The organism is Pseudomonas sp. 3MA1 (genome assembly GCF_029237275.1).
GTDB lineage: Bacteria > Pseudomonadota > Gammaproteobacteria > Pseudomonadales > Pseudomonadaceae > Aquipseudomonas > Aquipseudomonas fluorescens_AP.
The window spans coordinates 123,311-145,816 of the sequence record NZ_JAACFX010000010.1; the positions used below are offsets into that span (position 1 = coordinate 123,311).

At 64.3% G+C, this 22,506-nt stretch carries 19 protein-coding genes; 8 read left to right on the plus strand and 11 right to left on the minus strand.

Annotated elements, in window-relative coordinates:
* Positions 1-13 precede the first annotated feature (13 nt).
* The 8 genes from GWQ44_RS24395 to GWQ44_RS24430 are packed head-to-tail and all read right to left on the minus strand — an operon-like array spanning position 14 to position 8,954.
* Positions 14-1,375, minus strand: a complete 1,362-nt coding sequence (locus tag GWQ44_RS24395) for an O-antigen ligase family protein (protein WP_275928431.1) — start codon at positions 1,373-1,375, stop codon at positions 14-16.
* Positions 1,372-2,487, minus strand: coding sequence for a glycosyltransferase family 4 protein (locus GWQ44_RS24400; RefSeq protein WP_275928432.1), 1,116 nt, complete (start codon positions 2,485-2,487; stop codon positions 1,372-1,374). The genes GWQ44_RS24395 and GWQ44_RS24400 overlap by 4 nt, the downstream gene beginning before the upstream one ends.
* A complete protein-coding gene (locus GWQ44_RS24405) occupies positions 2,484-4,076 on the minus strand; it encodes a lipopolysaccharide biosynthesis protein (protein ID WP_275928433.1) in 1,593 nt (530 codons plus the stop codon). The genes GWQ44_RS24400 and GWQ44_RS24405 overlap by 4 nt, the downstream gene beginning before the upstream one ends.
* Positions 4,077-4,087: 11 nt before the next feature.
* Complete coding sequence (locus GWQ44_RS24410; protein ID WP_275928434.1) at positions 4,088-5,107, minus strand: polysaccharide biosynthesis/export family protein; 1,020 nt, start codon at positions 5,105-5,107, stop codon at positions 4,088-4,090.
* A 22-nt stretch (positions 5,108-5,129) separates the two neighbouring features.
* Positions 5,130-5,774: a CpsD/CapB family tyrosine-protein kinase gene (locus tag GWQ44_RS24415; protein WP_275928435.1), complete on the minus strand. Its 645-nt coding sequence runs from the start codon at positions 5,772-5,774 to the stop codon at positions 5,130-5,132.
* 1 nt (position 5,775) lies between these two features.
* Complete coding sequence (locus GWQ44_RS24420; protein WP_016964244.1) at positions 5,776-6,528, minus strand: sugar transferase; 753 nt, start codon at positions 6,526-6,528, stop codon at positions 5,776-5,778.
* A 57-nt stretch (positions 6,529-6,585) separates the two neighbouring features.
* Positions 6,586-7,605 carry an NAD-dependent epimerase gene (locus GWQ44_RS24425; protein WP_016964243.1) on the minus strand — a complete coding sequence of 340 codons (1,020 nt, stop codon included), beginning with the start codon at positions 7,603-7,605 and terminating at the stop codon, positions 6,586-6,588.
* Positions 7,602-8,954 (minus strand): UDP-glucose/GDP-mannose dehydrogenase family protein, encoded by a 1,353-nt coding sequence (locus GWQ44_RS24430; RefSeq protein ID WP_275928436.1) that lies wholly within the window; start codon positions 8,952-8,954, stop codon positions 7,602-7,604. Before GWQ44_RS24430 ends, GWQ44_RS24425 begins: the two co-directional genes overlap by 4 nt.
* A 646-nt stretch (positions 8,955-9,600) precedes the next feature.
* Here GWQ44_RS24430 and GWQ44_RS24435 point away from each other — a divergent pair.
* From GWQ44_RS24435 to GWQ44_RS24465, 7 genes are all read left to right on the plus strand, one after another.
* Positions 9,601-10,902 (plus strand): OprD family porin, encoded by a 1,302-nt coding sequence (locus tag GWQ44_RS24435; protein ID WP_016964241.1) that lies wholly within the window; start codon positions 9,601-9,603, stop codon positions 10,900-10,902.
* Between the two features lie 270 nt (positions 10,903-11,172).
* The gene (locus GWQ44_RS24440) at positions 11,173-12,189 is read left to right on the plus strand and encodes an AraC family transcriptional regulator (RefSeq protein WP_179601616.1); all 1,017 of its coding nucleotides are present in this window, start codon (positions 11,173-11,175) and stop codon (positions 12,187-12,189) included.
* 222 nt (positions 12,190-12,411) lie between these two features.
* On the plus strand, positions 12,412-14,076 hold the full coding sequence (locus tag GWQ44_RS24445) for an AMP-binding protein (protein WP_103740399.1): 1,665 nt from the start codon (positions 12,412-12,414) through the stop codon (positions 14,074-14,076).
* Positions 14,077-14,090: 14 nt separating this feature from the next.
* Positions 14,091-14,852 (plus strand): SDR family NAD(P)-dependent oxidoreductase, encoded by a 762-nt coding sequence (locus GWQ44_RS24450; protein ID WP_275928437.1) that lies wholly within the window; start codon positions 14,091-14,093, stop codon positions 14,850-14,852.
* Positions 14,853-14,864: 12 nt separating this feature from the next.
* On the plus strand, positions 14,865-16,055 hold the full coding sequence (locus GWQ44_RS24455; protein ID WP_275928438.1) for an acetyl-CoA C-acyltransferase: 1,191 nt from the start codon (positions 14,865-14,867) through the stop codon (positions 16,053-16,055).
* A gap of 12 nt (positions 16,056-16,067) precedes the next feature.
* Positions 16,068-17,195, plus strand: a complete 1,128-nt coding sequence (locus GWQ44_RS24460; protein ID WP_275928439.1) for an acyl-CoA dehydrogenase — start codon at positions 16,068-16,070, stop codon at positions 17,193-17,195.
* 20 nt (positions 17,196-17,215) lie between these two features.
* Positions 17,216-17,989, plus strand: coding sequence for an enoyl-CoA hydratase (locus GWQ44_RS24465; RefSeq protein ID WP_110725593.1), 774 nt, complete (start codon positions 17,216-17,218; stop codon positions 17,987-17,989).
* Positions 17,990-18,050: 61 nt separating this feature from the next.
* Here GWQ44_RS24465 and GWQ44_RS24470 read toward each other — a convergent pair whose 3' ends face one another.
* Positions 18,051-18,815 (minus strand): SDR family oxidoreductase, encoded by a 765-nt coding sequence (locus GWQ44_RS24470; RefSeq protein ID WP_275928440.1) that lies wholly within the window; start codon positions 18,813-18,815, stop codon positions 18,051-18,053.
* Positions 18,816-19,214: 399 nt separating this feature from the next.
* Here GWQ44_RS24470 and GWQ44_RS24475 point away from each other — a divergent pair, with 399 nt between their 5' ends.
* On the plus strand, positions 19,215-19,622 hold the full coding sequence (locus tag GWQ44_RS24475) for a hypothetical protein (RefSeq protein ID WP_235436997.1): 408 nt from the start codon (positions 19,215-19,217) through the stop codon (positions 19,620-19,622).
* Between the two features lie 205 nt (positions 19,623-19,827).
* On the opposite strand, the gene GWQ44_RS24480 is transcribed toward GWQ44_RS24475, so the two are convergent.
* Positions 19,828-20,979, minus strand: coding sequence for an acyl-CoA dehydrogenase family protein (locus GWQ44_RS24480; RefSeq protein WP_016964231.1), 1,152 nt, complete (start codon positions 20,977-20,979; stop codon positions 19,828-19,830).
* 3 nt (positions 20,980-20,982) lie between these two features.
* A complete protein-coding gene (locus tag GWQ44_RS24485; protein ID WP_275928441.1) occupies positions 20,983-22,089 on the minus strand; it encodes an enoyl-CoA hydratase/isomerase family protein in 1,107 nt (368 codons plus the stop codon).
* Positions 22,090-22,506 lie beyond the last annotated feature (417 nt).

A 22,506-nucleotide genomic window follows, 5' to 3' on the forward strand; every position in this document is an offset into this window, starting at 1 on the left:
GCCAGGTTTGCATTTATGAGGTGGGCAGCGGATCTGCTTCGGCTTCGAGCCGCAGCACGCTGGACAGGGCCAGGAAGATCCACAGGTACTTGTGGTTGGGCGCGCTGAGAAACAGCAGGAACACCGCCAGCGCCAGCAGGCTCAGGCCCAGGTGGGTGGCGATGTCGGCCTGTTCACGCTGGCCTCGGGCGAGAAAGCCCTGGCGCGCCCGCTCGAAGTTGCGCAGGCCCATGAGCATCAGCGCCACGAAACTCAAGCCGCCGGGAATCCCCAGCTCGCTGAACAGCTCCAGGTAGGTGTTGTGGGCCCGGCGGAACAGGTCCGGCTCGTTCATGTTTTCCGAGAAGCTGCTGGCGAAACCGGTCTGCGCGTAGTGGATCGGGAAGGTGCCCAGGCCCGAGCCCAGCAACGGGTTGTCGCGGATCATCTGGCCGCCCACCACCAGGTAGGAGGTGCGCCGGCCCAGGGAGGTGTCCGCCGAATGGGCGCCGGACTTGAGCAGGCTCAGGGACTGGATGCGCGCCACATAGTCCGCCGGCAGCACGGCGATCCCCAGGGGCACGACGATCGCCACGGCGAACATGGCGAACCCCATGTGCTTGGGCCGCAGGCCCTTGAGTCGGTCGCGGTAGTGCCAGGCGCCGATGACGAGGGTGAACAGCACCACCAACAGGCCCGAGCGCGAGTCGGTCTTGGTCATCCCGGCCATCAGGGTCAGGCTGATGCCGACCCAGAACAGCCGCACCGGCCAATGGGGCGAGCGCAGCGCCAGGAGAATCGCCGGCGGCACCGCCATGGCGATCAGCAGGGCGAAGTAGTTGGCGTCCTGCAGCAGGCCGATGGCCCGACCGCCGACCTGATACTTGGCGGAGATCAGCGCGATCACACAGGTGATGGCCACGCTGACCGCCAGCAGGCGGCAGAGCATCAGCAGGTGGGTTTCCCGGGCGATCAGCAAGGTGACGAAGAACAGCACCAGGCCCACCGCCAGTTCCCGCAGGCTGTCCAGGGACACCAGCAGGTTCTCGCTGTACAGCAGGCTCAGCAGCAGGCACAGCAGGAACGGCCCCAGGGCTCGCCACAAATTGCTGCGCAGGCGGGTGTCGGGGATCTGCCGCAACAGCAGCTTGAACAGCATGATCAGGATCAGCGAGGCCCCCAGCAGCTTGGCCCCGGAGAACGCGCTGTCCTTGAACAGGCCCTCGAACGGCACCAGGGCACAGATTCCCAACAGACCCCAACCCGGGCGGCGATAGAGCACCGCCAGGCCCACCAGACCGAGCACCACCAGCGGTGCCAGAAACGGCCAGGGGCTGGCCAGCAGCAGCAGGCTGGCCAGACCCAGGAGGAGGCCGAGAACAGGAGCGGCGATCATACCCGGACGCTCTCTCTGGCAACGCGGTACAGCTCATCCCAGCTCTGCGCCAGGGTCGGCAAGTGATAGTGCTTGCGCTGGGTGACGCGGGCGGCCTCGGCCAAATCTGCGGCCAGGGCCGGGTCATCTAGCAGGCGGCCGATGCAGCGCGCCAGATCGGCGCTGTCCAGGGGCTTGGCCAGCAAACCGTTCTGCCGGTGTTGCAGGACATCAGGAATCCCACCCACGGCAAAGGCCACCACCGGGGTGCCGGCCTGCATGGCTTCCAGCAGGATCATTGGCGTGCCTTCGGTGCGCGAGCTGAGCACCAGCACGTTGAGGCGCTTGAGCCAGGGCTGCATGTCGTTCTGGTAGCCCGGCAGCAGGATGCGCGCGGTCAGTCCGGCCTCGTCGATACGCTGGCGCAGCGCCAGGTTCTGTTCACCGTCGCCCAGCAGCACGGCCTTGAGGGTGGGGCGCTGGCGGCACAGCCCGATCAGTGCGTCGAGAAACAGGTCCGGGCCTTTTTCCGCACTCAGGCGGCCGACAAAACCCACCAGCGGCGCCGCCTCGTCGCGGCGGATCCGTGTTTCCGGCAAGGGCGGTCCTTCCTTGCTCGCCGGCGGCAGCCGTTGCGGCTCCGGCAGGCCGTTGGCGATCACCCGCAGCTTGTTCGCCGGCACTCCGGCCTGCAGGTGCAGTTGGGCAATGCTCTGGGCCACGCAGGCCACCCGGCGCACCCGGGAACTGCGGCACAGGCGCAGGCTGATCCAGGTGTAGAGCTTCTGTTTCAAGCTGCGCGGGGTGAAGCCGTGCTGGGTCAGCACCAGGGGCAGGCCCAGGCGCCGGGCGCAGATCCAGGCGAACACCTGGGCCTTGAAGTTGTGGGCGTTGAGCAGCCCCGGCTGCTGCCGCAGATGGCTCAGCAGCTGCTTGAGGCCGTGGCAGTTGTGGCTGGCGACCCCGGCTTGGGCAAAACGCTGCAACAAGGTCTCGGGCGCGTCGATGAACACCACCCGATGCTGCCCCGGGGTCACCCGGCAGTGATCCAGCAGCATGCGTTCGGCACCGTAGAAACCGCCGCTGTGGATCAGGTGCACAACCGGTTGCGCCGCCATGCTCAGGTCGCTCATTGCTTGGCCCAATGCCAGGCCCAGCGCCAGGTCCAGCGCGGGAAGGGGTTGACCGGCTGTTCCGACGGCGCGTTGAGCACCATCAGCACCGGCAGGCCGAGGTGATCGCTGACCTGGGCCGGATGCTTGAAGCGGTGATCGAAAAACTCGTAGACGTACCCCAGGGCAATCGCCAGCAGCAGGCCGGTGAGCAGGCCCAGGGGAATGATCAGCATGGGTTTGGGGAACGCAGCCTCGCTGGGTTCGTAAGGCTGGCTGAGCACCCGGGCGTTGGACAATTCGCCGTTGATCAGGCGTTCGCCACGGCTTTCTTCATAGCGCTGGGTGTAGGTGAAGAAGGCCTTGTGCAAGGCATCGATCTCGGTGTCCAGCTGGCGCAGCTTGCTCAGCACCTCTTGCAGGTCGCGCACCCGGGCCTTGTAGTCGTTGATCCGCGCGGTCTTCTGGGCGATCACCGACTGGGTGATCTGCAAGTCGCTGCTGCGCTCGCGCACGCGGTTTTCCACCACCTTGAGGAACTGCGCCCGGGCCCGCACGATCTGTTCGCGCTGCTGCTGCATCGGCACGCTGTCGGCGCGGTAGGTGTCGGCGGTGGTGCCGTACTGGCTGACCAGATTGGTCAGTTGCTCGCCCAGCTGCTTGATCTCGCGATCTTCGTAAGCCACGTTGTCCACGGTGTTGGCGAAGGCGAAGGGGAAGGTGTAGTCGGTGATCCCGGCCTTGCGCGCGGCAGCCAGGTTCTTTTGCAGATAGTCCAGGCGGCGCTGGTTCTCCAGGGCCTGGTCGCGGTAGCCGTTGAGCGACTGCTCCTCGGTGTTGATGGCGTTCAGGCGGAAGGTGATCTCCTCCTTGGGATCGGAGGCGTGGGCCGCTTCCAGCAGCGCCTGGCGCTTGCCTTCCAGGTCATCCAGGCGCGACTGGTACTGGGCCTTCTTCTGTTCATAGAAGGCTTCGGGCAGTTCGTTGGATTGCAGGTCCTGGCGGTTTTTCAGGTAGTTGGCCAGCAGGCGTTCGACAAAGCGCGTGCCCTCGGCGGCATTGGGGCTGGCGTAGACGATGGAGATCACGTTGGAGCCGGGCAGGGTGCCGATCTTCAGGTCCTTGACCGCCTGCTCGGTGAAGGCATCCAGGCTGGTGTCGCGCACCGGGTCCACGGCCAGGCCGAAGAAGCCGCGCAGCGGGTTGATGACATGGTTGCGCAGCGGGTCGATCAGGCCATTGCGGATCGGCTTGACGATCAGCCGGGTCAACAGGCCCTCGTTGCCGCCGAACTGGCCTTCACGGCGCAGCTGGTCGATGGTGTCGCGGATCAGCGTGGGCGAACGCAGGATATTGCTTTCGGTTTCCATGTCCGCCAGCGACGGCGGGATGAACTTGTCGCTGTCCGGGGTGAGCACGGTGTTGGCGTCGGTCTGCGACAGTTTCTTGGACTGCACAATGACTTCGGCGGTGATCTCGAAGCTCTGCTTGAGCACCAGCGGCAGCAGCAGCGCAATCAGGGCGAAGCCCAGGAACACCCGCTTGATCAGGCGTCGATTGACAAAGAACACGAGCAGGAACTCATGCAGGTAGTTTTCGATCTTGGTCATCAAGAGGGAACTCAGTTGTTGTTCGTTTCTTTGTTGTCGACGCGGTAGCCGAAGCTGAACCCGACACCCTGGAACATGATCACGTCCGCCAGCTGCTTGCTCAGGGCCCCGGCCTTGGCCAGGCGGGTCTTGGGCACGTAGAGCATGTCGTCCGGCTGCAGGTAGGCGAACTGCAGGGCCTTGCCGTCCAGCGCCGCATCGGCGTCATAGACCCGGGCTTCGACCTGATTGCCCTTGCGCCGCATGATCACCACCGAGTCCAGGCGCGCGGTGGGGCCGGCGCCCTTGGCCAGGGTCAGGGCTTCGAGCACCGAGATCGGCCGGCGGATCGGGTAGGCCCCGGGCTGGCCGACTTCGCCCATCACGAACACTTCGTTGGCGGCGGTGGTCTTGAGCAGCACGTCGACGCTGACCTGGCCCACTTCCTTGGCGTAGCGCTGGTTGACCAGGGTCTGCAGCTCGCTGAGGCTCTTGCCCTGCAACGACAGGCTGCCCAGCAGCGGGAAGCTGGCGCGGCCATCGGAACCCACCACGATCTCGCGGCTCAGGCCCGTGGCCGGGTTGGTCAGGCTGGTGCGCAGGTTGTCCAGCTGGGCCATGGCGTGGGAGATCGAGAAGGTGATCTGCGGCTTCTTCAGCACCTTGGCGTACTGGGCTTCCAGGGTCTGGCGCGCCTGTTCGGCGGACAGTCCGGCGACCTGGATGTTGCCCACGTAGGGCATGTCGATGCTGCCGTCGGGCAGCACCAGCTTGCTGCCGCCCAGCTCGGGGGCGGTGAGGAAGCTGACGTCCACCTGATCGCCGGGCTGCACCCGGTAGCGCTGCTGGCTGGTGGTACCGATATGGAAGATCACGTCCAGCACGTCCTGGGGTCGCAGCACCTGTTCGATGGGCATGACTTCGGTGAGCTGGGCCTGGTCGGCCGGGGCGCTGAGGATCTGCACCGGCATCTGCTGCGGCTCGCGGTTGACGCAACCGCCGAGGGCGGCCAGCAGCGACAGGCCCAGCAGGGAGAGTCTTGGCTTGTTCATGGTTACACGGTCCTTGTGCCGGTCAGAGACGGTCATAAACCCACTTGGGCATGTAGTACTTGCGGGCGTTGAACACGCTGCCGATCAACTTGGCCTCGGCCTGGATCAAGCGCTGCGCCGCGGCCTGGGCCACTTCCCAGCGGGTTTCCTCGCTGCGCACCACCAGCACCACGCCGTCCACCTGGGTGCTCAGGGTGAGGATGTCGCCGCTGCTGTACACCGGGTCGCCGTCGATGATCACGAAGCGATAGTCCGCGGCCAGGGCCTGCAACAGTTCCTGCAGCAGTTCCGGGGTCAGGCGCTCGGCGTATTGCTGGCGGCGGCCCAGGGGCAGGAAATCGAAGCCCAGTTCTTCGCTGCTTTCGATGCACTGCGCCAGGAGTGGCGGGGTATCGGCCAGGGCCAGGTCGAGAAAGCCCGGGCGTTCGCCCAGGTCCAGGCGCCGGGTCAGGCTGTTGTCCGAAAGGCTGGTGTCCACCAGCAGCACCCGGCCGCGGCTGGTGCGCGCCAGTTCGCTGGCCATGCTCAGGCTGCTGCTGGTGATGCCGCTGTTGCGGTTGGCCGCGGTCAGCAGGATCACCCGCAGCTCTTGGTCGAGCACGGTGACCGCCAGGTTGCTTTCGCTGGGAGGCTGGATCTTCAGACTGGCTAGGGTTGCTGCCGCCATTTCAACTTGCTCCATGGCCATTGAGGACCTTGAAAGGGGTTTTGATCAGGATCTTCAGGTCGAGCCAGGGGCTCTGCTGGAAGATGTAGGTCATGTCGAGGGTGACCCGACCGTCGAAGTCCACGTCGCTGCGCCCGGACACCTGCCACAGGCCGGTGATCCCGGGGTAGATGCTCAGGCGCCCGAGGTGGTGTTCCTTGTAGGTCTGGGCGTGAAACGAGGTCGGACGCGGCCCGACGATGCGCATCTGGCCCAGCACCACGTTGATCAGGTTCGGCAGCTCGTCGAGGCTGGTGCGCCGCAGGAAGCCGCCGATCCCGGTGATCCGCGGGTCGCGGTCGATCTTGAAGTCCACCGAGTCCGGACCGTGCTTGTTCAGGTGGCGCACCGAGTCCTTCAGGGCTTCGGCGTTGACCACCATGGTGCGGAACTTGTACATGCCGAAGCGCCGGCCACGAAAACCGGTGCGCAGCTGCACGAAGAACACCGGCCCCGGGCTGGTGAGCTTGATCGCCAGCGCCACCACCAGCAGCAGCGGCGACAGCAGCACCAGCAGCAGGGCGGCCAGCAGCGCCGAGGTCAGGCGCTTGCTGCGCGACAGGGTCCAGGGCCGGCCACCTTCGCGACCGGTGATCCAGCCGTGATGCTGCAGATCGATGGCGGCCTGGACCTTGCGCCGGAACGGGTCGTTGCGCCGGTCGATGCGCGCCGGGGCCGGCACCTCGGTTGCGGGCGATGAGAAGGGTCTTTCCATATCCACCGGGAGTACTTCCATTGCAAAGGGTTGGGTAAAGGGCGCCGGGGCGCCGACTCAGGACCGGGCGCCGCTGTAGTAGCTGCGGTACCACTGGACGAAATGGCCCAGGCCTTCATCCAGCGGCACCTGGGGGCCGAAGCCGGTGAGGTTTTCCAGGGCGCTGACGTCGGCACAGGTGTTGAGCACGTCACCGGGCTGCAGGGGCAGGTATTCCACCTGGGCCTGGCGGCCGAGGAGTCGCTCCAGGGTGCTGACGTAGTCCTTGAGCTCCACCGGGCGCTGGCCGCCGATGTTGAACAGGCGCCAGGGCGCCATGCTGGTGGACGGGTCCGGTTGCTCGCGATCCCACAGCGGGTCGCGCGTCGGAGGCTTGTCCAGCAGGCGCACCAGGGATTCGACGATGTCGTCGATGTAGGTGAAGTCGCGCTGGTGCATGCCGTAGTTGAACAGCTTCAGCGGCCGCCCCTGGCTGATGGCGTCGGCGAACAGGATCGGCGACATGTCCGGCCGGCCCCAGGGGCCGTACACGGTAAAGAAGCGCAGGCCGGTGGCCGGCACGCCGAACAGGTGGCTGTAGCTGTGGGCCATCAGCTCGTTGGCTTTCTTGCTCGCCGCGTACAGCGACAGCGGATGGTCGACGTTGTCGCTGACCTTGTACGGGGTCTGCTGGTTGGCCCCGTACACCGAGCTGGACGAGGCATAGATCAGGTGCTGCACCGGGTAGCGCCGGCACATTTCCAGCAGGTTGAGGAAGCCCGAGAGGTTGCTGTCCAGGTAGGCCTTGGGGTTCTCCAGGGAGTAGCGCACCCCGGCCTGGGCGGCGAGGTTGATCACCACCTGAGGCCGGATCTCGGCGAACAGTCGCTCCAGGCCGGCGCTGTCCGCCAGGTCCAGGCGTTGCAGCGGGAAGTGCCCCACTTGCCGTTCCACCCAGCGCACCCGGTCGTGCTTGAGCCGGGGGTCGTAGTAGTCGTTGAAATTATCCAGCCCGGTGACCTGGTGCCCATCCTTGAGCAGACGCAGTGCGGTATGGGCGCCGATAAAACCGGCGGCCCCGGTGATCAGGATATTCATGCGCCAAGGGCCTCGGGTACACGGTAGGGCAGGCCGATGCTCAGATAGTGCAGACCGGAGTCCGCTGCCTGTTGCGGGTTGTAGAGATTGCGCCCGTCGACGATCAGGCGGTCCTTGAGGGTGTCGCGCAGCAACTTGAAGTCCACCACGCGGAAGGCCTTCCATTCGGTGCAGATCACCAGCGCGTCGGCGCCTTGCAAGGCGTCATCGCGGGTGGCGCACAGCTGCAGGTCGTCGCGGTAGCCGTATAGGCGCCGGCATTCGGTCATGGCTTCCGGGTCGTAGGCCTGGACCCTGGCCCCGGCGTCCCACAGCGCCTGCATCAGGTAGCGGCTGGTGGCTTCGCGCATGTCGTCGGTGTTGGGCTTGAAGGCCAGGCCCCAGAGGGCGATGACCTTGCCCTGCAGGTTGTCCCCCAGGTGCGCCTTGAGCTTGCGAAACAGCACATGGCGCTGCTGCTCGTTGACGTCGCGCACGGTCTTGAGCATGTGCGGCTCCAGCCCGTGGCTTTCGGCGGTGTGGATCAGCGCCCGCAGGTCCTTGGGGAAGCACGAGCCGCCAAACCCGGCGCCGGGATAGATGAAGTGATAACCGATGCGCGGATCGGCGCCGATGCCCTTGCGCACCGCGTTGATGTCCACTCCCAGGCGTTCCGCCAGGTTGGCCATCTCGTTCATGAAGCTGATGCGGGTGGCGAGCATCGCGTTGGCCGCGTACTTGACCAGCTCGGCGCTGCGGTTGTCCATGAACATCAGGCGGTCATGGTTGTGGTTGAACGGTGCGTACAGTTCGCTCAACTGCTGGCGGGGCAGGTCGTGGGCACAGCCGACGATGATCCGGTCCGGGCGCATGCAGTCGGCCACGGCCGAGCCTTCCTTGAGGAACTCCGGGTTGGACACCACGTGCACCCGCAGCTGGGATTTGCCCAGGTCCGCCAGTTGTTCGGCGACGGTCTCGATCACCAGATCGGCGGTGCCCACCGGGACCGTGGATTTGATCACCAGGGTCTTGTCGCTGAGCATCAGGCAGGCAATATTGCGCGCCACCGCCAGGACATGGTCGAGGTCCGCCGAGCCGTCTTCGTTGGACGGCGTGCCGACTGCAATGAAGATCACCTCTCCATGGCCCACGGCATCGCTGGCCTGGGTGGTGAAGTGCAGTCGGCCGGCCTTTTGATTCTCCTCGATCAGGGTCGCCAGACCCGGCTCGTGAATCGGTGGAATAGAACGTTGCAGCTGGGCGATTTTCTGGCTGTCGATGTCGACACAGATCACGTTATGCCCAACATCGGCGAGGGCAACTGCTTGCACCAGGCCGACATAACCAGTACCGAAAACGCTGACTTCCAAGGGAACGACCTCGTCCATGATAAGTGTTGGGTGAGGCTGTAGCTCACCTTCCGCAAAAGGCATATGGCACATTGCCGCCATCGCGCTCTTTTTTTGACACTACCACAAGGACGAGACGTTTAATTGACGTTTTGCGGTGTTGCATAAATGACGCCGGGGTTTTATCTGATGCTTGTTAAATGCAAAAACCTATATAGAACAATGAGATAGATGATCTCATTAGGGTCGTAATGAAAAGCGTCAAATAGTTGTTTTTCCATTTTTCAGAGGCAAAAAATCCGACGAACGGTATGTCTGCGCGATAAAAAAATAATGCTTTTTTGCCAGCATTGAATTCTTGCTACTCCAGCCGCGCACTTTTCTGATCGATTGGACGGTTTTTTCGACGCTGCCGGCCTGATGAAAAGTTGACAAAAATGACAGGTTTATTCTTGCTTTTGCCGGTGCGGCGCCGCTCGCCGCCTCACGGTATTGTTCGACCGGCGAGTCAGACTAAAGTCGGGTTGGGAGGGTTTTGGCCATCTGCCATCATTTGCGCCCCTCATTGATTCAATCAATTCAACTTGCAGTCTTTGATTTGCAGGGTGAATGAGTCCTGGGTCTCTCTTACCGACCTTGCGTCACAGATTTGTGCTGGAGCCTGTTCATGCGTCCCCCTTTTCCCCTGATCAATCCGTGCCCGCTGCTGGGCCTCGGAGCCGCTGTCCTGTGGGCAGGATTTGCCCCGTCGGTTCAAGCCGACGGCTTTCTTGAGGACAGCAGTGCCAAGCTGGAATCACGCACGATCTACTTCAACCGGGATTTTCGTGACGGCCATACCGGCACCGAGCAGGGCGCTTCCAAGCGTGAGGAATCGGCCCAGGGCTTCATCCTCAACCTGCAGTCGGGCTACACCGAAGGCACCGTCGGGTTCGGTCTGGATGCCCTGGGCATGCTCGGGCTCAAGCTCGACTCCAGCCCCGATCGCAGCAACAGCGGCCTGCTGCCTTCCAGCGGGCATGACCCGCGGGGCTCGGCGGACCAGTACGCCAAGCTGGGCCTGACCGCGAAGGTCCGGGTCTCGCAGACCGTGTTCAAATACGGCGCGCAACTACCGGACCTGCCGTTGCTCAAGTACAACGACGGGCGCCTGCTGCCGACGATGTTCAACGGCGCGGTGCTGACCTCCCGCGAGGTCAAGGACCTGACTCTGACCGCCGCCCGACTCAACCGCTACACCGCCCGGGATTCCACCGACGCCCAGGACATCCGCGTGCACTGCAAGAACAAGCGCTATGCCTGCAACACCACGGCGGATCACTTCGACACCTACGGCCTGGACTACAAGTTCAACGAGCGGCTGACCGGCCAGTACCACTACGCCGAGCTGCAGGACATCTACCGTCAGCATTTTGTCGGCCTGCTGGCCAACCAGCCCCTGGGGCCGGGCGTGCTCAAGGGCGACCTGCGCCTGCTCAAGAGTGCCGACACCGGCGCCGAGCGCGCCGGCGGCATCGACAACCGCGCCCTGAGCAGCATGCTCGGCTACAGCCTCGCTGGTCACACAGTGAGCGCCGGCTGGCAGCGCATGTACGGCGACAACTCGATGCCCTACCTGGATGGCAGCAACCCTTACCTGGTGAACTACGTGCAGGTCAACGATTTCGCGGCGATCCAGGAGCGGTCCTGGCAACTGCGCTATGACTACGACTTCAAGGCCGTGGGCCTCAATGGCCTGAGCTTCCTGACCCGCTACGTCAGCGGCGACCACATCAAGGTCCCGGGCAGCCTGCGCGAAGGTCGCGAGTGGGAGCGTGACAGCGAACTCAAGTACGTGGTGCAGAGCGGCACCTTCAAGGACCTCAGCCTGCGCCTGCGCAACGCCACCTATCGCAGCAACTACCAGAAGATCGCCCGCGACATGGACGAAACCCGGCTGATCGTCAGCTACAACTTCTCCCTGCTCTGACCCGACAACCGCCCCGCGCCCCGTAGGCGCTGGCTTGCCAGCCAAGGGGTTTCCTGGCGGGGGCAAGGCTTGCGGGCCCTTTCGCCGGCAAGCCGGCTCCTACAGAGAAAGGGGGGGCCGAGCTTGATGGTCCGGCTGGTGGGGTGGACGAATCCGTGGCGCTTTCCAGGGCGCGCGCAAAGGCGGTAACCAAGGCCAACGTCTACTGGCTTTTTCCCGGTCACTGCCTAAGATGGCGATCCCGGGATCCTTAGGAAAACGTTGGTCACGATGGCGGAAAAAGACACCATCTCCATGCAACTGGTGCGCGAGGCGCTGCTGCAAAGCTGTGCGCCGGGGGCGGCCACCGTTGAAGTGCTGAACAAGGTCGGCATCGATCCGCGGCTTTTGCAGCAGAGCACCGCGCGAGTCCCGGCCAGTGCCTATGCGCGGCTCTGGCGCTTGCTGGCGCGGCGTCTGGACGATGAGTTTTTCGGCATGGATCCGCGTCGGCTGAAGTCCGGCAGCCTGGCCTTTCTCTGCCGCTCGGCCATGGCCCAGCCGACCCTGGCGGCGGGGCTGGATTCGCTGCTGGGCTTTCTGTCGTTGATGTTCGAGCGCCTGCCGGCGCAACTGGTGCGCCAGCAGAGCCTGGCGGAAATCGTCCTGCAGGAGGACGAACAGGCACCGGGCCGGGCCTTCACCTATTTCACCTACTGGATGATCGTGCATGGCGTGGCCTGCTGGCTGGCGGGGCGGCGGATTCCGATCCTGGCCATCGAACTGCGCTGCCCGCAGCCGGACTTCTGCGACGACTACCGGGTGATGTTCTCCGACAACCTGCGCTTTGCCCGGTCGCGCACGCGGATGATCATCGCCGCCGATTGCCTGGACCTGCCGATCAAGCGCAGCGAGGAAGAGCTCAAGCGCTTTCTGGCCCATGCCCCGGCCAACATCCTGGTCAAGTACCGCGATCCCGAGAGCCTGGCCAGCCGCATCAAGCAGCAACTGCGGCAACTACCCGCGGAACAATGGCCGGAGAGCGAAAGCCTGGCCCACAGCCTGTGCATCTCGGCCTCGACCCTGCGTCGGCGCCTGGCGGAGGAGGGCCAGAGCTACCAGGGGCTCAAGGACAGCGTGCGCAAGGAACTGGCGATCGTCTGGCTGGCCGAGCCGCAGATCAGCTTCGCCGAGATTGCCGAGCGCCTGGGTTTTGCCGACACCAGCTCGTTCTACAAGGCCTTTCGCAAATGGTCCGGCTCCAACCCCGGGCATTACCGCAGCCTGATCCTCAACGATCCGTCCTGACCCCAGCCCCGCCCGTTGGGGGCTGGCTTGCCGGCGAAGGGGCCCGCAAGCCTTGCATCACCCCGGCCGCCGTCTGCGCTGGCAAGCCTGAGGCGGACTCTTGGCCAAACCGGTCACGCAACTTGATAGCTTTGACCATTGTCCCGCGAGGGCTCTGGCGCCAGTATTTCCCTGCTTTTCATGAGGTTCCCATCCTAATAAGAACAGTGAGGGATTCTGGCAATGCGCAATTACCTGTCCGCCATCAAGGATTTCAATTATCAGCACTGTGTCGACGCCGCCCTGGCGGGTTCGCTGTCGGCCCTCAATGCCTGTGTCGAATGTTGTGACCGGCATGCGTTGCCCGGGCGCATCGCGCTGTTCTGGGAGGGCCGCGACGGCAGTAGCGCCAGCTATACCTTCACCGAGTTGCAGGACAAGGCCGGGCGCCTGGCCAACTTCTTCCTGGCCCAGGGGGTTGGCAAGGGCGACAAGGTCGCCGGGCTGCTACCGCGCAACGTTGAACTCTTGATCACGGTGCTGGCCACCTGGCGCATCGGCGCGGTGTACCAGCCGCTGTTCACCGCCTTTGGCCCCAAGGCCATCGAGCACCGCCTCAACAGTTCAAAAGCCAAGCTGGTGATCTGCGACGCGGTGAACCGGCCGAAGCTGGCGGAAGTCGCCGAGTGCCCGACCGTCGTTACGGTCGCAGGCGCCAAGGGCCAGGGCATCGTGCGCGGTGACTTCAGTTTCTGGGCCGAGCTGGAGCAGTACCCGGCCCAGTGCGAGCCGGTGCTGCTGACCGGCGAAGACCCGTTCCTGCTGATGTTCACCTCGGGCACCACCGGTCCGTCGAAAGCCCTGGAAGTGCCGCTCAAGGCGATTGTCGCGTTCCAGGCCTACACCCGCGACGCCGTGGACCTGCGCCCGGAAGATGCCTTCTGGAACGTCGCCGATCCGGGCTGGGCCTATGGCATCTACTTCGGCGTCACCGGGCCCTTGGGCCTGGGCCACCCGATCACCTTCTACGATGGCCCCTTCACCCTGGAAAGCACCTGCCGGGTGATCAACAAGTACGGCATCACCAACCTCACCGGTTCGCCCACCGCCTACCGCCTGCTGATCGCCGGCGGCGACCAGTTCGCCCGGTCGATCAAGGGCCGCCTGCGCATCGTCAGCAGCGCCGGCGAGCCGCTGAACCCGGAAGTGATCCGCTGGTTCGCCGAGCAACTGGATGTGGTGATCCACGACCATTACGGCCAGACCGAGCTGGGCATGGTGCTGTGCAACCACCACGGCCTGGAGCATCCGGTGCATGTCGGCGCCGCCGGTTTCGCCTCGCCGGGCCACCGCATCGTGGTGCTGGACGAAGAGTACCGGGAGCTGGGCGTCGGCCAGCCGGGGATCCTCGCCATCGACCGCCGCCAGTCGCCGATGTGCTGGTTCGCCGGTTACGCCGGGGTGCCGACCAAGGCCTTCGTCGGTGACTACTACTTAAGCGGCGACACCGTGGAGCTGAACCAGGACGGCAGCATCAGCTTCGTCGGCCGCAGCGACGATGTGATCACCACCTCCGGCTACCGGGTCGGCCCGTTCGACGTGGAAAGCGCGCTGATCGAACACCCGGCGGTGGTGGAGGCGGCGGTGGTGGGCAAGCCCGATCCGGAGCGCACCGAGCTGGTGAAAGCCTTTGTGGTGCTCAGCGAGCAGTACCGCGCCACGGCCGAGTTGGCCGAGGAGCTGCGCCAGCATGTGCGCAAGCGCCTGGCGGCCCATTCCTACCCCCGTGAAATCGAATTTGTCAGTGATTTGCCCAAGACCCCCAGCGGCAAATTGCAGCGCTTTATCTTGCGCAACCAGGAAATCGCCAAGGCTCAAGAGGCCGCGGCGTCAACAGCTACCGCGTAAACAGGATTGAAATGATGCAGATCGCAAACAAGGTTTTTCTCGTCAGTGGTGGTGCCTCCGGCCTCGGCGCGGCCAGCGCTGAAATGCTGGTGGCCGCCGGCGCCAAGGTGATGCTGGTGGACCTCAACGCCGAGGCCGTGGCGGCCAAGGCCCAGCAACTGGGCTGCCACAGCGTGGTCGCCGACATCAGCCAGGAAGCCGCCGCCGAAGCGGCGGTGCAGGCCACGGTCAAGGCCTTTGGCGGACTCAACGGCCTGGTCAACTGTGCCGGCATCGTGCGCGGCGAGAAGATCCTCGGCAAGAACGGCCCGCATGCCCTGGCCAGTTTCAGCCAGGTGATCAACGTCAACCTGATCGGCAGCTTCAACCTGCTGCGCCTGGCCGCGGCGGCCATCGCCGAAAGCGCCGCCGATGCCGAGGGCGAGCGTGGGGTGATCATCAACACCGCCTCCATCGCCGCCTTCGACGGGCAGATCGGCCAGGCCGCCTATGCCGCCTCCAAGGGCGCCATCGCCAGCCTGACCCTGCCGGTGGCCCGCGAACTGGCGCGCTTCGGCATCCGCGTGATGACCATCGCCCCGGGGATTTTCGAAACCCCGATGATGGCCGGCATGAGCGATGAAGTACGCGCCGGCCTGGCCGCGGGTGTGCCGTTCCCGCCGCGCCTGGGCAAGCCCGCCGAGTACGCCGCGCTGGTGCGGCATATCATTGAAAACAGCATGCTCAACGGCGAGGTGATCCGTCTCGACGGCGCCTTGCGCATGGCCGCCAAGTAAGGAGGAATTCTCATGTCCATTGCCCACGATCCCATCGTCATTGTCAGCGCCGTCCGCACCCCCATGGGCGGTTTCCAGGGTGAACTCAAAGGCCTCAGCGCCCCGCAACTGGGGAGCGAGGCCATCCGCGCCGCGGTACAGCGCGCCGGCATCGCGGCTGACGCGGTAGAAGAAGTGCTGTTCGGCTGCGTGCTGTCCGCCGGCCTCGGCCAGGCTCCGGCGCGTCAGGCCGCCCTGGGCGCCGGCCTGGACAAGGGCACCCGCTGCACCACCCTGAACAAGATGTGCGGTTCCGGCATGGAGGCCACCATCCTGGCCCACGACATGCTGCTGGCCGGCAGCGCCGAAGTGGTGATCGCCGGCGGCATGGAAAGCATGTCCAACGCGCCGTACCTGCTGGACCGTGCCCGCAGCGGCTACCGCATGGGCCACGGCAAGGTGCTGGACCATATGTTCCTCGACGGTCTGGAAGACGCCTACGACAAGGGCCGCCTGATGGGCACCTTTGCCGAGGACTGCGCCGAGGCCAACGGCTTTACCCGCCAGGCCCAGGATGAATTTGCCGTGGCTTCCCTGACCCGCGCCCAGCAGGCGATCAAGGACGGCCTGTTCAAGGACGAGATCGTTCCCCTGCAAGTGATGATCGGCAAGGAGTCCAAGCTGATCAGCGATGACGAACAGCCGCCCAAGGCCAAGCTGGACAAGATCGCCACCTTGAAGCCGGCGTTCCGCGACGGCGGCACCGTGACCGCGGCCAACGCCAGTTCGATCTCCGACGGCGCCGCGGCCCTGGTGCTGATGCGCCGCTCCGAAGCCGACAAGCGCGGCCTCAAGCCCCTGGCGGTGATCCACGGCCACGCGGCTTTCGCCGATACCCCGGGGCTGTTCCCGGTGGCGCCGGTGGGCGCCATCGAGCGGCTGATGAAAAAGACCGGCTGGTCGCTGAACGAGGTCGATCTGTTCGAGATCAACGAAGCTTTCGCCGTGGTCAGCCTGGTGACCATGCACAAGCTCGACATCCCTCACGCCAAGGTCAACGTCCACGGCGGCGCCTGCGCCCTGGGCCATCCGATCGGAGCCTCCGGCGCGCGAATTCTGGTGACCCTGCTCTCGGCCCTGCGCCAGAAGGGCCTCAAGCGTGGCGTGGCCGCGATCTGCATCGGCGGTGGTGAAGCCACGGCCATCGCCGTTGAATGCCTGTAACGAGGAATCCCGATGTTGCCCAATGACGAACAACTGCAGATCAGCGACGCCGCCCGGCAATTTGCCCAGGAGCGTCTGAAGCCCTTTGCCGCCGACTGGGACCGCGAGCACCGCTTTCCCCGGGAAGCCGTCGCCGAGATGGCCGAGCTGGGCTTCTTCGGCATGCTGGTGCCCGAGCAGTGGGGCGGTTGCGACACCGGCTACCTGGCCTACGCCATGGCCCTGGAGGAAGTCGCCGCCGGTGACGGCGCCTGCTCCACCATCATGAGCGTGCACAACTCGGTGGGCTGCGTGCCGATCCTCAACTTCGGCAACGATCAACAGAAGGAGCGTTTTCTCAAGCCCCTGGCCAGCGGCGCCATGCTCGGCGCCTTTGCCCTGACCGAACCGCAGGCCGGCTCCGACGCCAGCAGCCTGAAAACCCGGGCCCGGCGCGATGGCGACCACTACGTGCTCAACGGCTGCAAGCAGTTCATCACCTCCGGGCAGAACGCCGGGGTGGTGATTGTGTTCGCGGTCACCGACCCGGCGGCCGGCAAGCGCGGCATCAGCGCCTTTATCGTGCCCACCGACTCGCCGGGCTATCAGGTCGCGCGTATCGAGGACAAGCTCGGCCAGCACGCCAGCGACACCTGCCAGATCCTCTTCGAGGACGTGAAGGTGCCACTGGCCAACCGCCTGGGCGAGGAGGGCGAAGGCTACAAGATCGCCCTGGCCAACCTCGAAGGCGGCCGCGTGGGCATTGCCTCGCAGGCGGTGGGCATGGCCCGGGCCGCGTTTGAAGCGGCGCGCGATTACGCCCGTGAGCGCGAGACCTTCGGCAAGCCGATCATCGAGCACCAGGCCGTGGCGTTTCGCCTGGCGGACATGGCCACCCAGATCGCCGTGGCGCGGCAAATGGTGCATTACGCCGCGACCTTGCGTGACAGCGGCAAGCCGGCTCTGGTGGAAGCCTCGATGGCCAAACTGTTCGCCTCGGAAATGGCCGAGAAGGTCTGCTCGGCGGCGTTGCAAACCCTGGGCGGCTATGGCTATTTGAGCGACTTCCCGGTGGAGCGGATCTACCGCGACGTGCGCATCTGCCAGATCTACGAAGGCACCAGCGACATTCAGCGCATGGTCATTTCGCGCAATCTCTGACTTTTAGCAGGAGCTGATTCATGAGCTACGAAACCATTTTGTTGGACATCAAGGATCGGGTCGGCCTGATCACCCTCAACCGGCCCCAGGCGCTGAACGCCCTCAACGCGCAGATCGTCAGTGAAGTGAACCAGGCTCTGGATCGCCTGGAAGCCGACCCGCAGATCGGCTGCATCGTCATTACCGGTTCCAAGAAAGCCTTCGCCGCCGGTGCCGACATCAAGGAAATGGCCGAGCTGAGCTACCCGCAGATCTACCTCGACGACCTGTTCAGTGACAGTGACCGCGTGGCCAACCGGCGCAAGCCGATCATCGCCGCGGTCAACGGTTTCGCCCTCGGCGGTGGTTGCGAGCTGGCGCTGATGTGCGACTTCATCCTGGCCGGCGACAACGCCAAGTTCGGCCAGCCGGAAATCAACCTCGGCGTGCTGCCGGGCATGGGCGGCACCCAGCGCCTGACCCGCGCCGTGGGCAAGGCCAAGGCCATGGAAATGTGCCTGACCGGACGCTTTATCGACGCCGTGGAAGCTGAGCGTTGCGGCATCGTCGCGCGCATCGTGCCGGCGGACGAACTGGTGGAAGAAGCCCTGAAAGTTGCCGCCGTGATCGCCGCAAAATCGATCCCGGTGAGCATGATGATCAAGGAAAGCGTGAACCGCGCCTTCGAAGTCAGCCTGTCCGAAGGCGTGCGCTTCGAACGCCGGGTATTCCACGCCGCCTTCGCCACCCAGGACCAGAAAGAGGGCATGGCCGCCTTCATTGCCAAGCGTGATCCGCAGTTCAAGGATCAGTAACCGCACCGCTCCCGGCAGGACGCGGTGTTCACCAGCGTCCCTGCACCCTCAACCGCAGCGCTTAGCTGCGGTTGATGGAAACTCCTCCCTCAACCAGCATCGCCGTCCCGCTGACGAAACTGGCGGCGTCCGACGCGAGGAACAGCGCCGCGCGGGCAATTTCCTCGGGACGGGCGAGGCGCTTGAGGGCATGCAGGCTTTCGACAAAGGCGCGTTTCTCAGGGGTGTCGGTGGCTGCACGGCCCATTGGCGTGTCGGTGCCTCCGGGCAGTAGCGCGTTGGCGCGAATGCCGTGGGGGCCTTCTTCAGCGGCGATCACCTGGGTCAAGCCGATCAGCGCGGCCTTGCTCGCGGCATATGCCGCCATACCGGGAAAACCGACGTGGTGCCCGACAAAGCTGGACGTGAAAATGATCGACCCTGCGCCCCGACTGCGCAGAGCAGGCAACTGGTACTTGGCCCCGAGAAAGGCACTGGTCAAGTTGCAGTCGAGCACGGCCTGCCACTGGTCCAGGGTCAGCTCGGAGACGGACCGGGTTTCACCGGTCATTCCGGCGTTGTTGAAGGCGATATCCAAACCACCGAAACGCTCCAGCGCCAGCGCCACGAGACGCTCGGCCAGTGTCTCGCTGCGAATGTCACCGGCAACCCCGAGCGCCTCGCCACCGGCTTGCTGGATCTGTGCGACCAACGCATCCAGTGCGTCGCCCCGGCGGCCGGTCACTATCAGGCGCGCACCCTCTTGGGCGAACAGCCGGGCGGCGGCCTGGCCGATTCCCGATGTGGCTCCCGTCACAATCGCGACTTTGTCTTGCAGTTGTTTCATGATCGACCTTCCTTTGCATGAGTGTTGAGCCAACCATAGGCCGCTGCGAACGGCGCTGAACTCCGGATCTTGCGTTGAATATGTTTTCGAACGCGCCGTGACAACCGCCGCCTATCCACCTGCTCGACAGCACTCAACAGGGCTTATGGGGGCCTTGCACTGCAGATCGCGCTTAGCGAGGAGGGCGGCCATGCGATTTTTATGGCCGGCGCTGATATCAATGATCAGCAAGGTGTTCTGATCATGGTGATATCTGGTTGGGGGGACGCAACGGGGGCACGCAACTTTATGGAATGGAAAAATTACAGAAGATGGTAGCGACTACCATCGCTTGGATAGCCCTGAATATAAGAATCCTAGGGTAAGGCTCGTAGCCATTTATTTTTGGGAACTGAAAGAATGATGCGTTTTATTTTGGCGTTTTTTCTGTCTTTTTCGTGCTCTTTTGTCGTAACTGCTGCTGATTTACCCAAGGCCCGTGAAATGCTCAAGAACTATGGGTTGGCTAATTGCATCGACAGTCAGTTCAAGGAGCAGTCCCCAATCAAGGACGATATTTCCTTGGCCATTGGCGCCTACCATTTCATGGGCAAGGGAATGCACAGGATTGTGCAGAATGAGGACACACAAGAAACCCTCCATGACCCTTATGCATCCACTGAGAAGTTCATTCTGGATGCCTATCAGAAGACTTCAGCCTTGAGTCAGCACTCGTCTCAGAAGATGGTGTTTTATGGATGTCTGGAGGTTTACAACTCCCAGGAATTTGACACCTTTGTCAGAACCCAGGATCAGTACGTTCGGTAAAAGAGCGGGATATCTGGAGCATTGCCGTCGCGCTTGATGAGATTAAAACCGCGAGCGGGAGCATTCTGCTTGATGTAGGAGCTGGCGGCGCCCGCAAGGGCAGTGCATGACTCAAGGGCCTCTTCGCCGGCAAGCCGGCTCATACGAGGGAACAGCCAAAAAAATCGCAGCCTGGGCTGCGATTTTTTGTTTTCGGCGTCAATGCCTACAGCTGGTAATGCTTCAACTCGCGAGCGATCAGCAGGCGCTGGATCTCGCTGGAGCCTTCGTAGATCTGGGTGATCCGCGCATCGCGGTAGTAGCGCTCCACCGGGTAGTCCTCCAGATACCCGTAGCCGCCATGGATCTGCACCGCCGAGGAGCAGACCTGCTCGGCCATTTCCGAGGCGAACAGCTTGGCCTGGGACGCCTCCGACAGGCACGGCTGGCCGGCGCTGCGCAGGCGCGCGGCGTGGAGGATCAGCAGGCGCGCGGCATTCAGCCGGGTGTGCATGTCGGCCAGCAGGTTGGCGATGCTCTGGTGCTCGATGATCGGCTTGTCGAACTGCACCCGTTCCCGGGCGTAGGCCAGGGCCGCTTCAAAGGCGGCGCGGGCGATGCCCAGGGCCTGGGCGGCGATGCCGATGCGCCCGCCTTCGAGGTTGGACAGGGCGATGGCCAGGCCCTTGCCCCGTTCACCCAGCAGGTTGGCCTCGGGGATGGTGCATTGGTTGAGAGTGACCGCGCAGGTGTCGGAGGCACGGATGCCCATCTTGTGTTCGGTGCGGTCGACGATGAAACCCGGGGTGTCGGTGGGCACCAGGAACGCCGAGAGGCCTTTCTTGCCCAGTTCCGGGTCGGTTACCGCAAAGACGATGGCCAGCTGGGCGCGCTTGCCGTTGCTGACGAACTGCTTGGCGCCGTTGATCACCCACTGGCCATCGCGCAGTTCGGCGCGGGTGCGCAGGTTGTGCGCCTCGGAGCCGGCCTGGGGTTCGGTCAGGCAGAAGCAGCCGATGGCTTCGCCGGCGGCCAGGCGCGGCAGCCATTGCTGTTTCTGCTCCTGGCTGCCGTAGTTGAGGATCGGCCCGCAGCCCACCGAGTTGTGGATGCTCATCAAGGCGCCGGTGGCGCCGTCGCCGGCGGAGATTTCCTCCACCGCCAGGGCGTAGGCCACGTAGTCCAGGTAGCTGCCGCCCCATTCCTCGGGGACCACCATGCCCAACAGGCCCAGCTCGCCCATCTTGCGCACCAGGGCGTCGTCGATCCAGCCGGCCTTTTCCCAGGCCTGGGCGTGGGGCGCGATCTCGCCGCGGGCAAAGTCCCGGGCCATGTCGCGGATCATCACTTGTTCTTCGCTCAGTTCGATGTCGTGCATGATTCAGCTCCCGCTGTCGTCGAAACCGCTGAAGAAACTCGCCACCCGTTCCGCCTCCAGGGCGGCCAGGGTCGGTGGATTCCAGCGGGGGGTCTTGTCTTTGTCGATGATCAAGGCGCGCACGCCCTCCATCAGGTCGCCACGTTCGAACCACTGGCGGTCCAGGTGCAGCTCCAGGGCGAAGCATTGCTCCAGGCTCAAGTGGCGACCGCGGCGCAGCATCTCCAAAGTCACGGCCATGGCCAGGGGCGAGCGGCTTTCCAGCAGGTCGGCGGTGGCCTTGGCCCACTCGTGGCTGTCGGCCACCGTGACGCTGCGCAGTTGCTCGACGATGCTCGGTACGTCCGGCAGGGCGAAGAAGTGATCGATGGCCGGGCGCAGGGCTTCCAGCGGCGCGTCGGGCAGGCTCTGCACCGCCAGCTTGGCCAGCAGGCCCTGCAGGTCCTTGAGCGGCGAGTCGCTCCAGTGCAGGCGATCCAGGCGCTGGTCCAGCAGTTGCAGCTTGCTGCTGTCCAGGTGCCAGTCGGCCAGGCCGCAGTACAGGGCATCGGCGGCGCGGATCTGCACGCCGCTGACGCCCAGGTAGATCCCCAGCTCGCCGGGTATCCGCGAGAGGAAGTAACTGCCGCCGACATCCGGGAAGTAACCGATGGCCACTTCCGGCATGGCCAGGCGGCTGCGTTCGGTGACCACCCGCAGGTCGGCGCCCTGCACCAGGCCCATGCCGCCGCCGAGGACAAAGCCGTCCATCAGGGCCAGCACCGGCTTGCGGTAGTGGTGGATGGTCAGGTCCAGGGCGTACTCCTCGACGAAGAACGCCTGGTGCAGGGTATCGCCGCCCTGATAGCTGTCGTACAGCGAGCGAATGTCGCCGCCGGCGCAGAAGGCCTTTTCACCGGCGCCGCGCAGGACCACCGCATGGATCAGCGGGTCCTGGGCCCAGGCATCGAGCTGGCGTTGCAAGGTACGCACCATCGACAGGGTGATGGCGTTGAGTCCGGCGGGGCGGTTGAGGGTCAGGTGACCGATGTGGTTGCGCACCTCGACCAGCACCTCGTCCGAGGTGGCATCGAGGTCCCGTGTCGTCTGGGATGAAACCTGAGCAGTCATCACTAACTCCCTGCTTTTATTGTTTTTTGTCTGAGGCTCGCGCGCGAGCGTCGGCGGATCGTAACAGTGCAAATTTGCCGATTACAACCCAGAAAGCTGCAGGTCGACTGTGCATTTTTGCATGATGAAAAATCCCCGCAGGAGCTTGCGCAGCGGCGCTGGGCCAAGGTCTAGAGCCCTGACGACAGAATCGGCTGTGAAATAGCCGTTATCAGCCGATCCACGCTGTTTCGGACGCCCCTTACGACACCTGGGACGCTCTGGCTGTTGGCATTCTGGCGCTCCGTTGCAGCGTAGACCGCGGCAACCAGGAACGGGTCCGGCGCTGCACGCCGAACCTTTCCAATAACAACAAGAAACCGACTGCGGCGAACCCGCACCCACTCTCTGCCCCTGTCACAAGTGGGGTCCGACGCT

What these genes read in the sequence shown, in the direction of transcription:
- GWQ44_RS24410 (WP_275928434.1), bottom strand. Translation starts at nt 5,107, where the DNA reads ATGAACAAGCCAAGACTCTCCCTGCTGGGCCTGTCGCTGCTGGCCGCC.
- GWQ44_RS24435 (WP_016964241.1), top strand. Translation starts at nt 9,601, where the DNA reads ATGCGTCCCCCTTTTCCCCTGATCAATCCGTGCCCGCTGCTGGGCCTC.
- GWQ44_RS24425 (WP_016964243.1), bottom strand. Translation starts at nt 7,605, where the DNA reads ATGAATATCCTGATCACCGGGGCCGCCGGTTTTATCGGCGCCCATACC.
- GWQ44_RS24465 (WP_110725593.1), top strand. Translation starts at nt 17,216, where the DNA reads ATGAGCTACGAAACCATTTTGTTGGACATCAAGGATCGGGTCGGCCTG.
- GWQ44_RS24455 (WP_275928438.1), top strand. Translation starts at nt 14,865, where the DNA reads ATGTCCATTGCCCACGATCCCATCGTCATTGTCAGCGCCGTCCGCACC.
- GWQ44_RS24440 (WP_179601616.1), top strand. Translation starts at nt 11,173, where the DNA reads ATGGCGGAAAAAGACACCATCTCCATGCAACTGGTGCGCGAGGCGCTG.
- GWQ44_RS24400 (WP_275928432.1), bottom strand. Translation starts at nt 2,487, where the DNA reads ATGAGCGACCTGAGCATGGCGGCGCAACCGGTTGTGCACCTGATCCAC.
- GWQ44_RS24405 (WP_275928433.1), bottom strand. Translation starts at nt 4,076, where the DNA reads ATGACCAAGATCGAAAACTACCTGCATGAGTTCCTGCTCGTGTTCTTT.
- GWQ44_RS24485 (WP_275928441.1), bottom strand. Translation starts at nt 22,089, where the DNA reads ATGACTGCTCAGGTTTCATCCCAGACGACACGGGACCTCGATGCCACC.
- GWQ44_RS24460 (WP_275928439.1), top strand. Translation starts at nt 16,068, where the DNA reads ATGTTGCCCAATGACGAACAACTGCAGATCAGCGACGCCGCCCGGCAA.
- GWQ44_RS24445 (WP_103740399.1), top strand. Translation starts at nt 12,412, where the DNA reads ATGCGCAATTACCTGTCCGCCATCAAGGATTTCAATTATCAGCACTGT.
- GWQ44_RS24480 (WP_016964231.1), bottom strand. Translation starts at nt 20,979, where the DNA reads ATGCACGACATCGAACTGAGCGAAGAACAAGTGATGATCCGCGACATG.
- GWQ44_RS24475 (WP_235436997.1), top strand. Translation starts at nt 19,215, where the DNA reads ATGATGCGTTTTATTTTGGCGTTTTTTCTGTCTTTTTCGTGCTCTTTT.
- GWQ44_RS24395 (WP_275928431.1), bottom strand. Translation starts at nt 1,375, where the DNA reads ATGATCGCCGCTCCTGTTCTCGGCCTCCTCCTGGGTCTGGCCAGCCTG.
- GWQ44_RS24470 (WP_275928440.1), bottom strand. Translation starts at nt 18,815, where the DNA reads ATGAAACAACTGCAAGACAAAGTCGCGATTGTGACGGGAGCCACATCG.
- GWQ44_RS24450 (WP_275928437.1), top strand. Translation starts at nt 14,091, where the DNA reads ATGCAGATCGCAAACAAGGTTTTTCTCGTCAGTGGTGGTGCCTCCGGC.
- GWQ44_RS24420 (WP_016964244.1), bottom strand. Translation starts at nt 6,528, where the DNA reads ATGGAAAGACCCTTCTCATCGCCCGCAACCGAGGTGCCGGCCCCGGCG.
- GWQ44_RS24415 (WP_275928435.1), bottom strand. Translation starts at nt 5,774, where the DNA reads ATGGCGGCAGCAACCCTAGCCAGTCTGAAGATCCAGCCTCCCAGCGAA.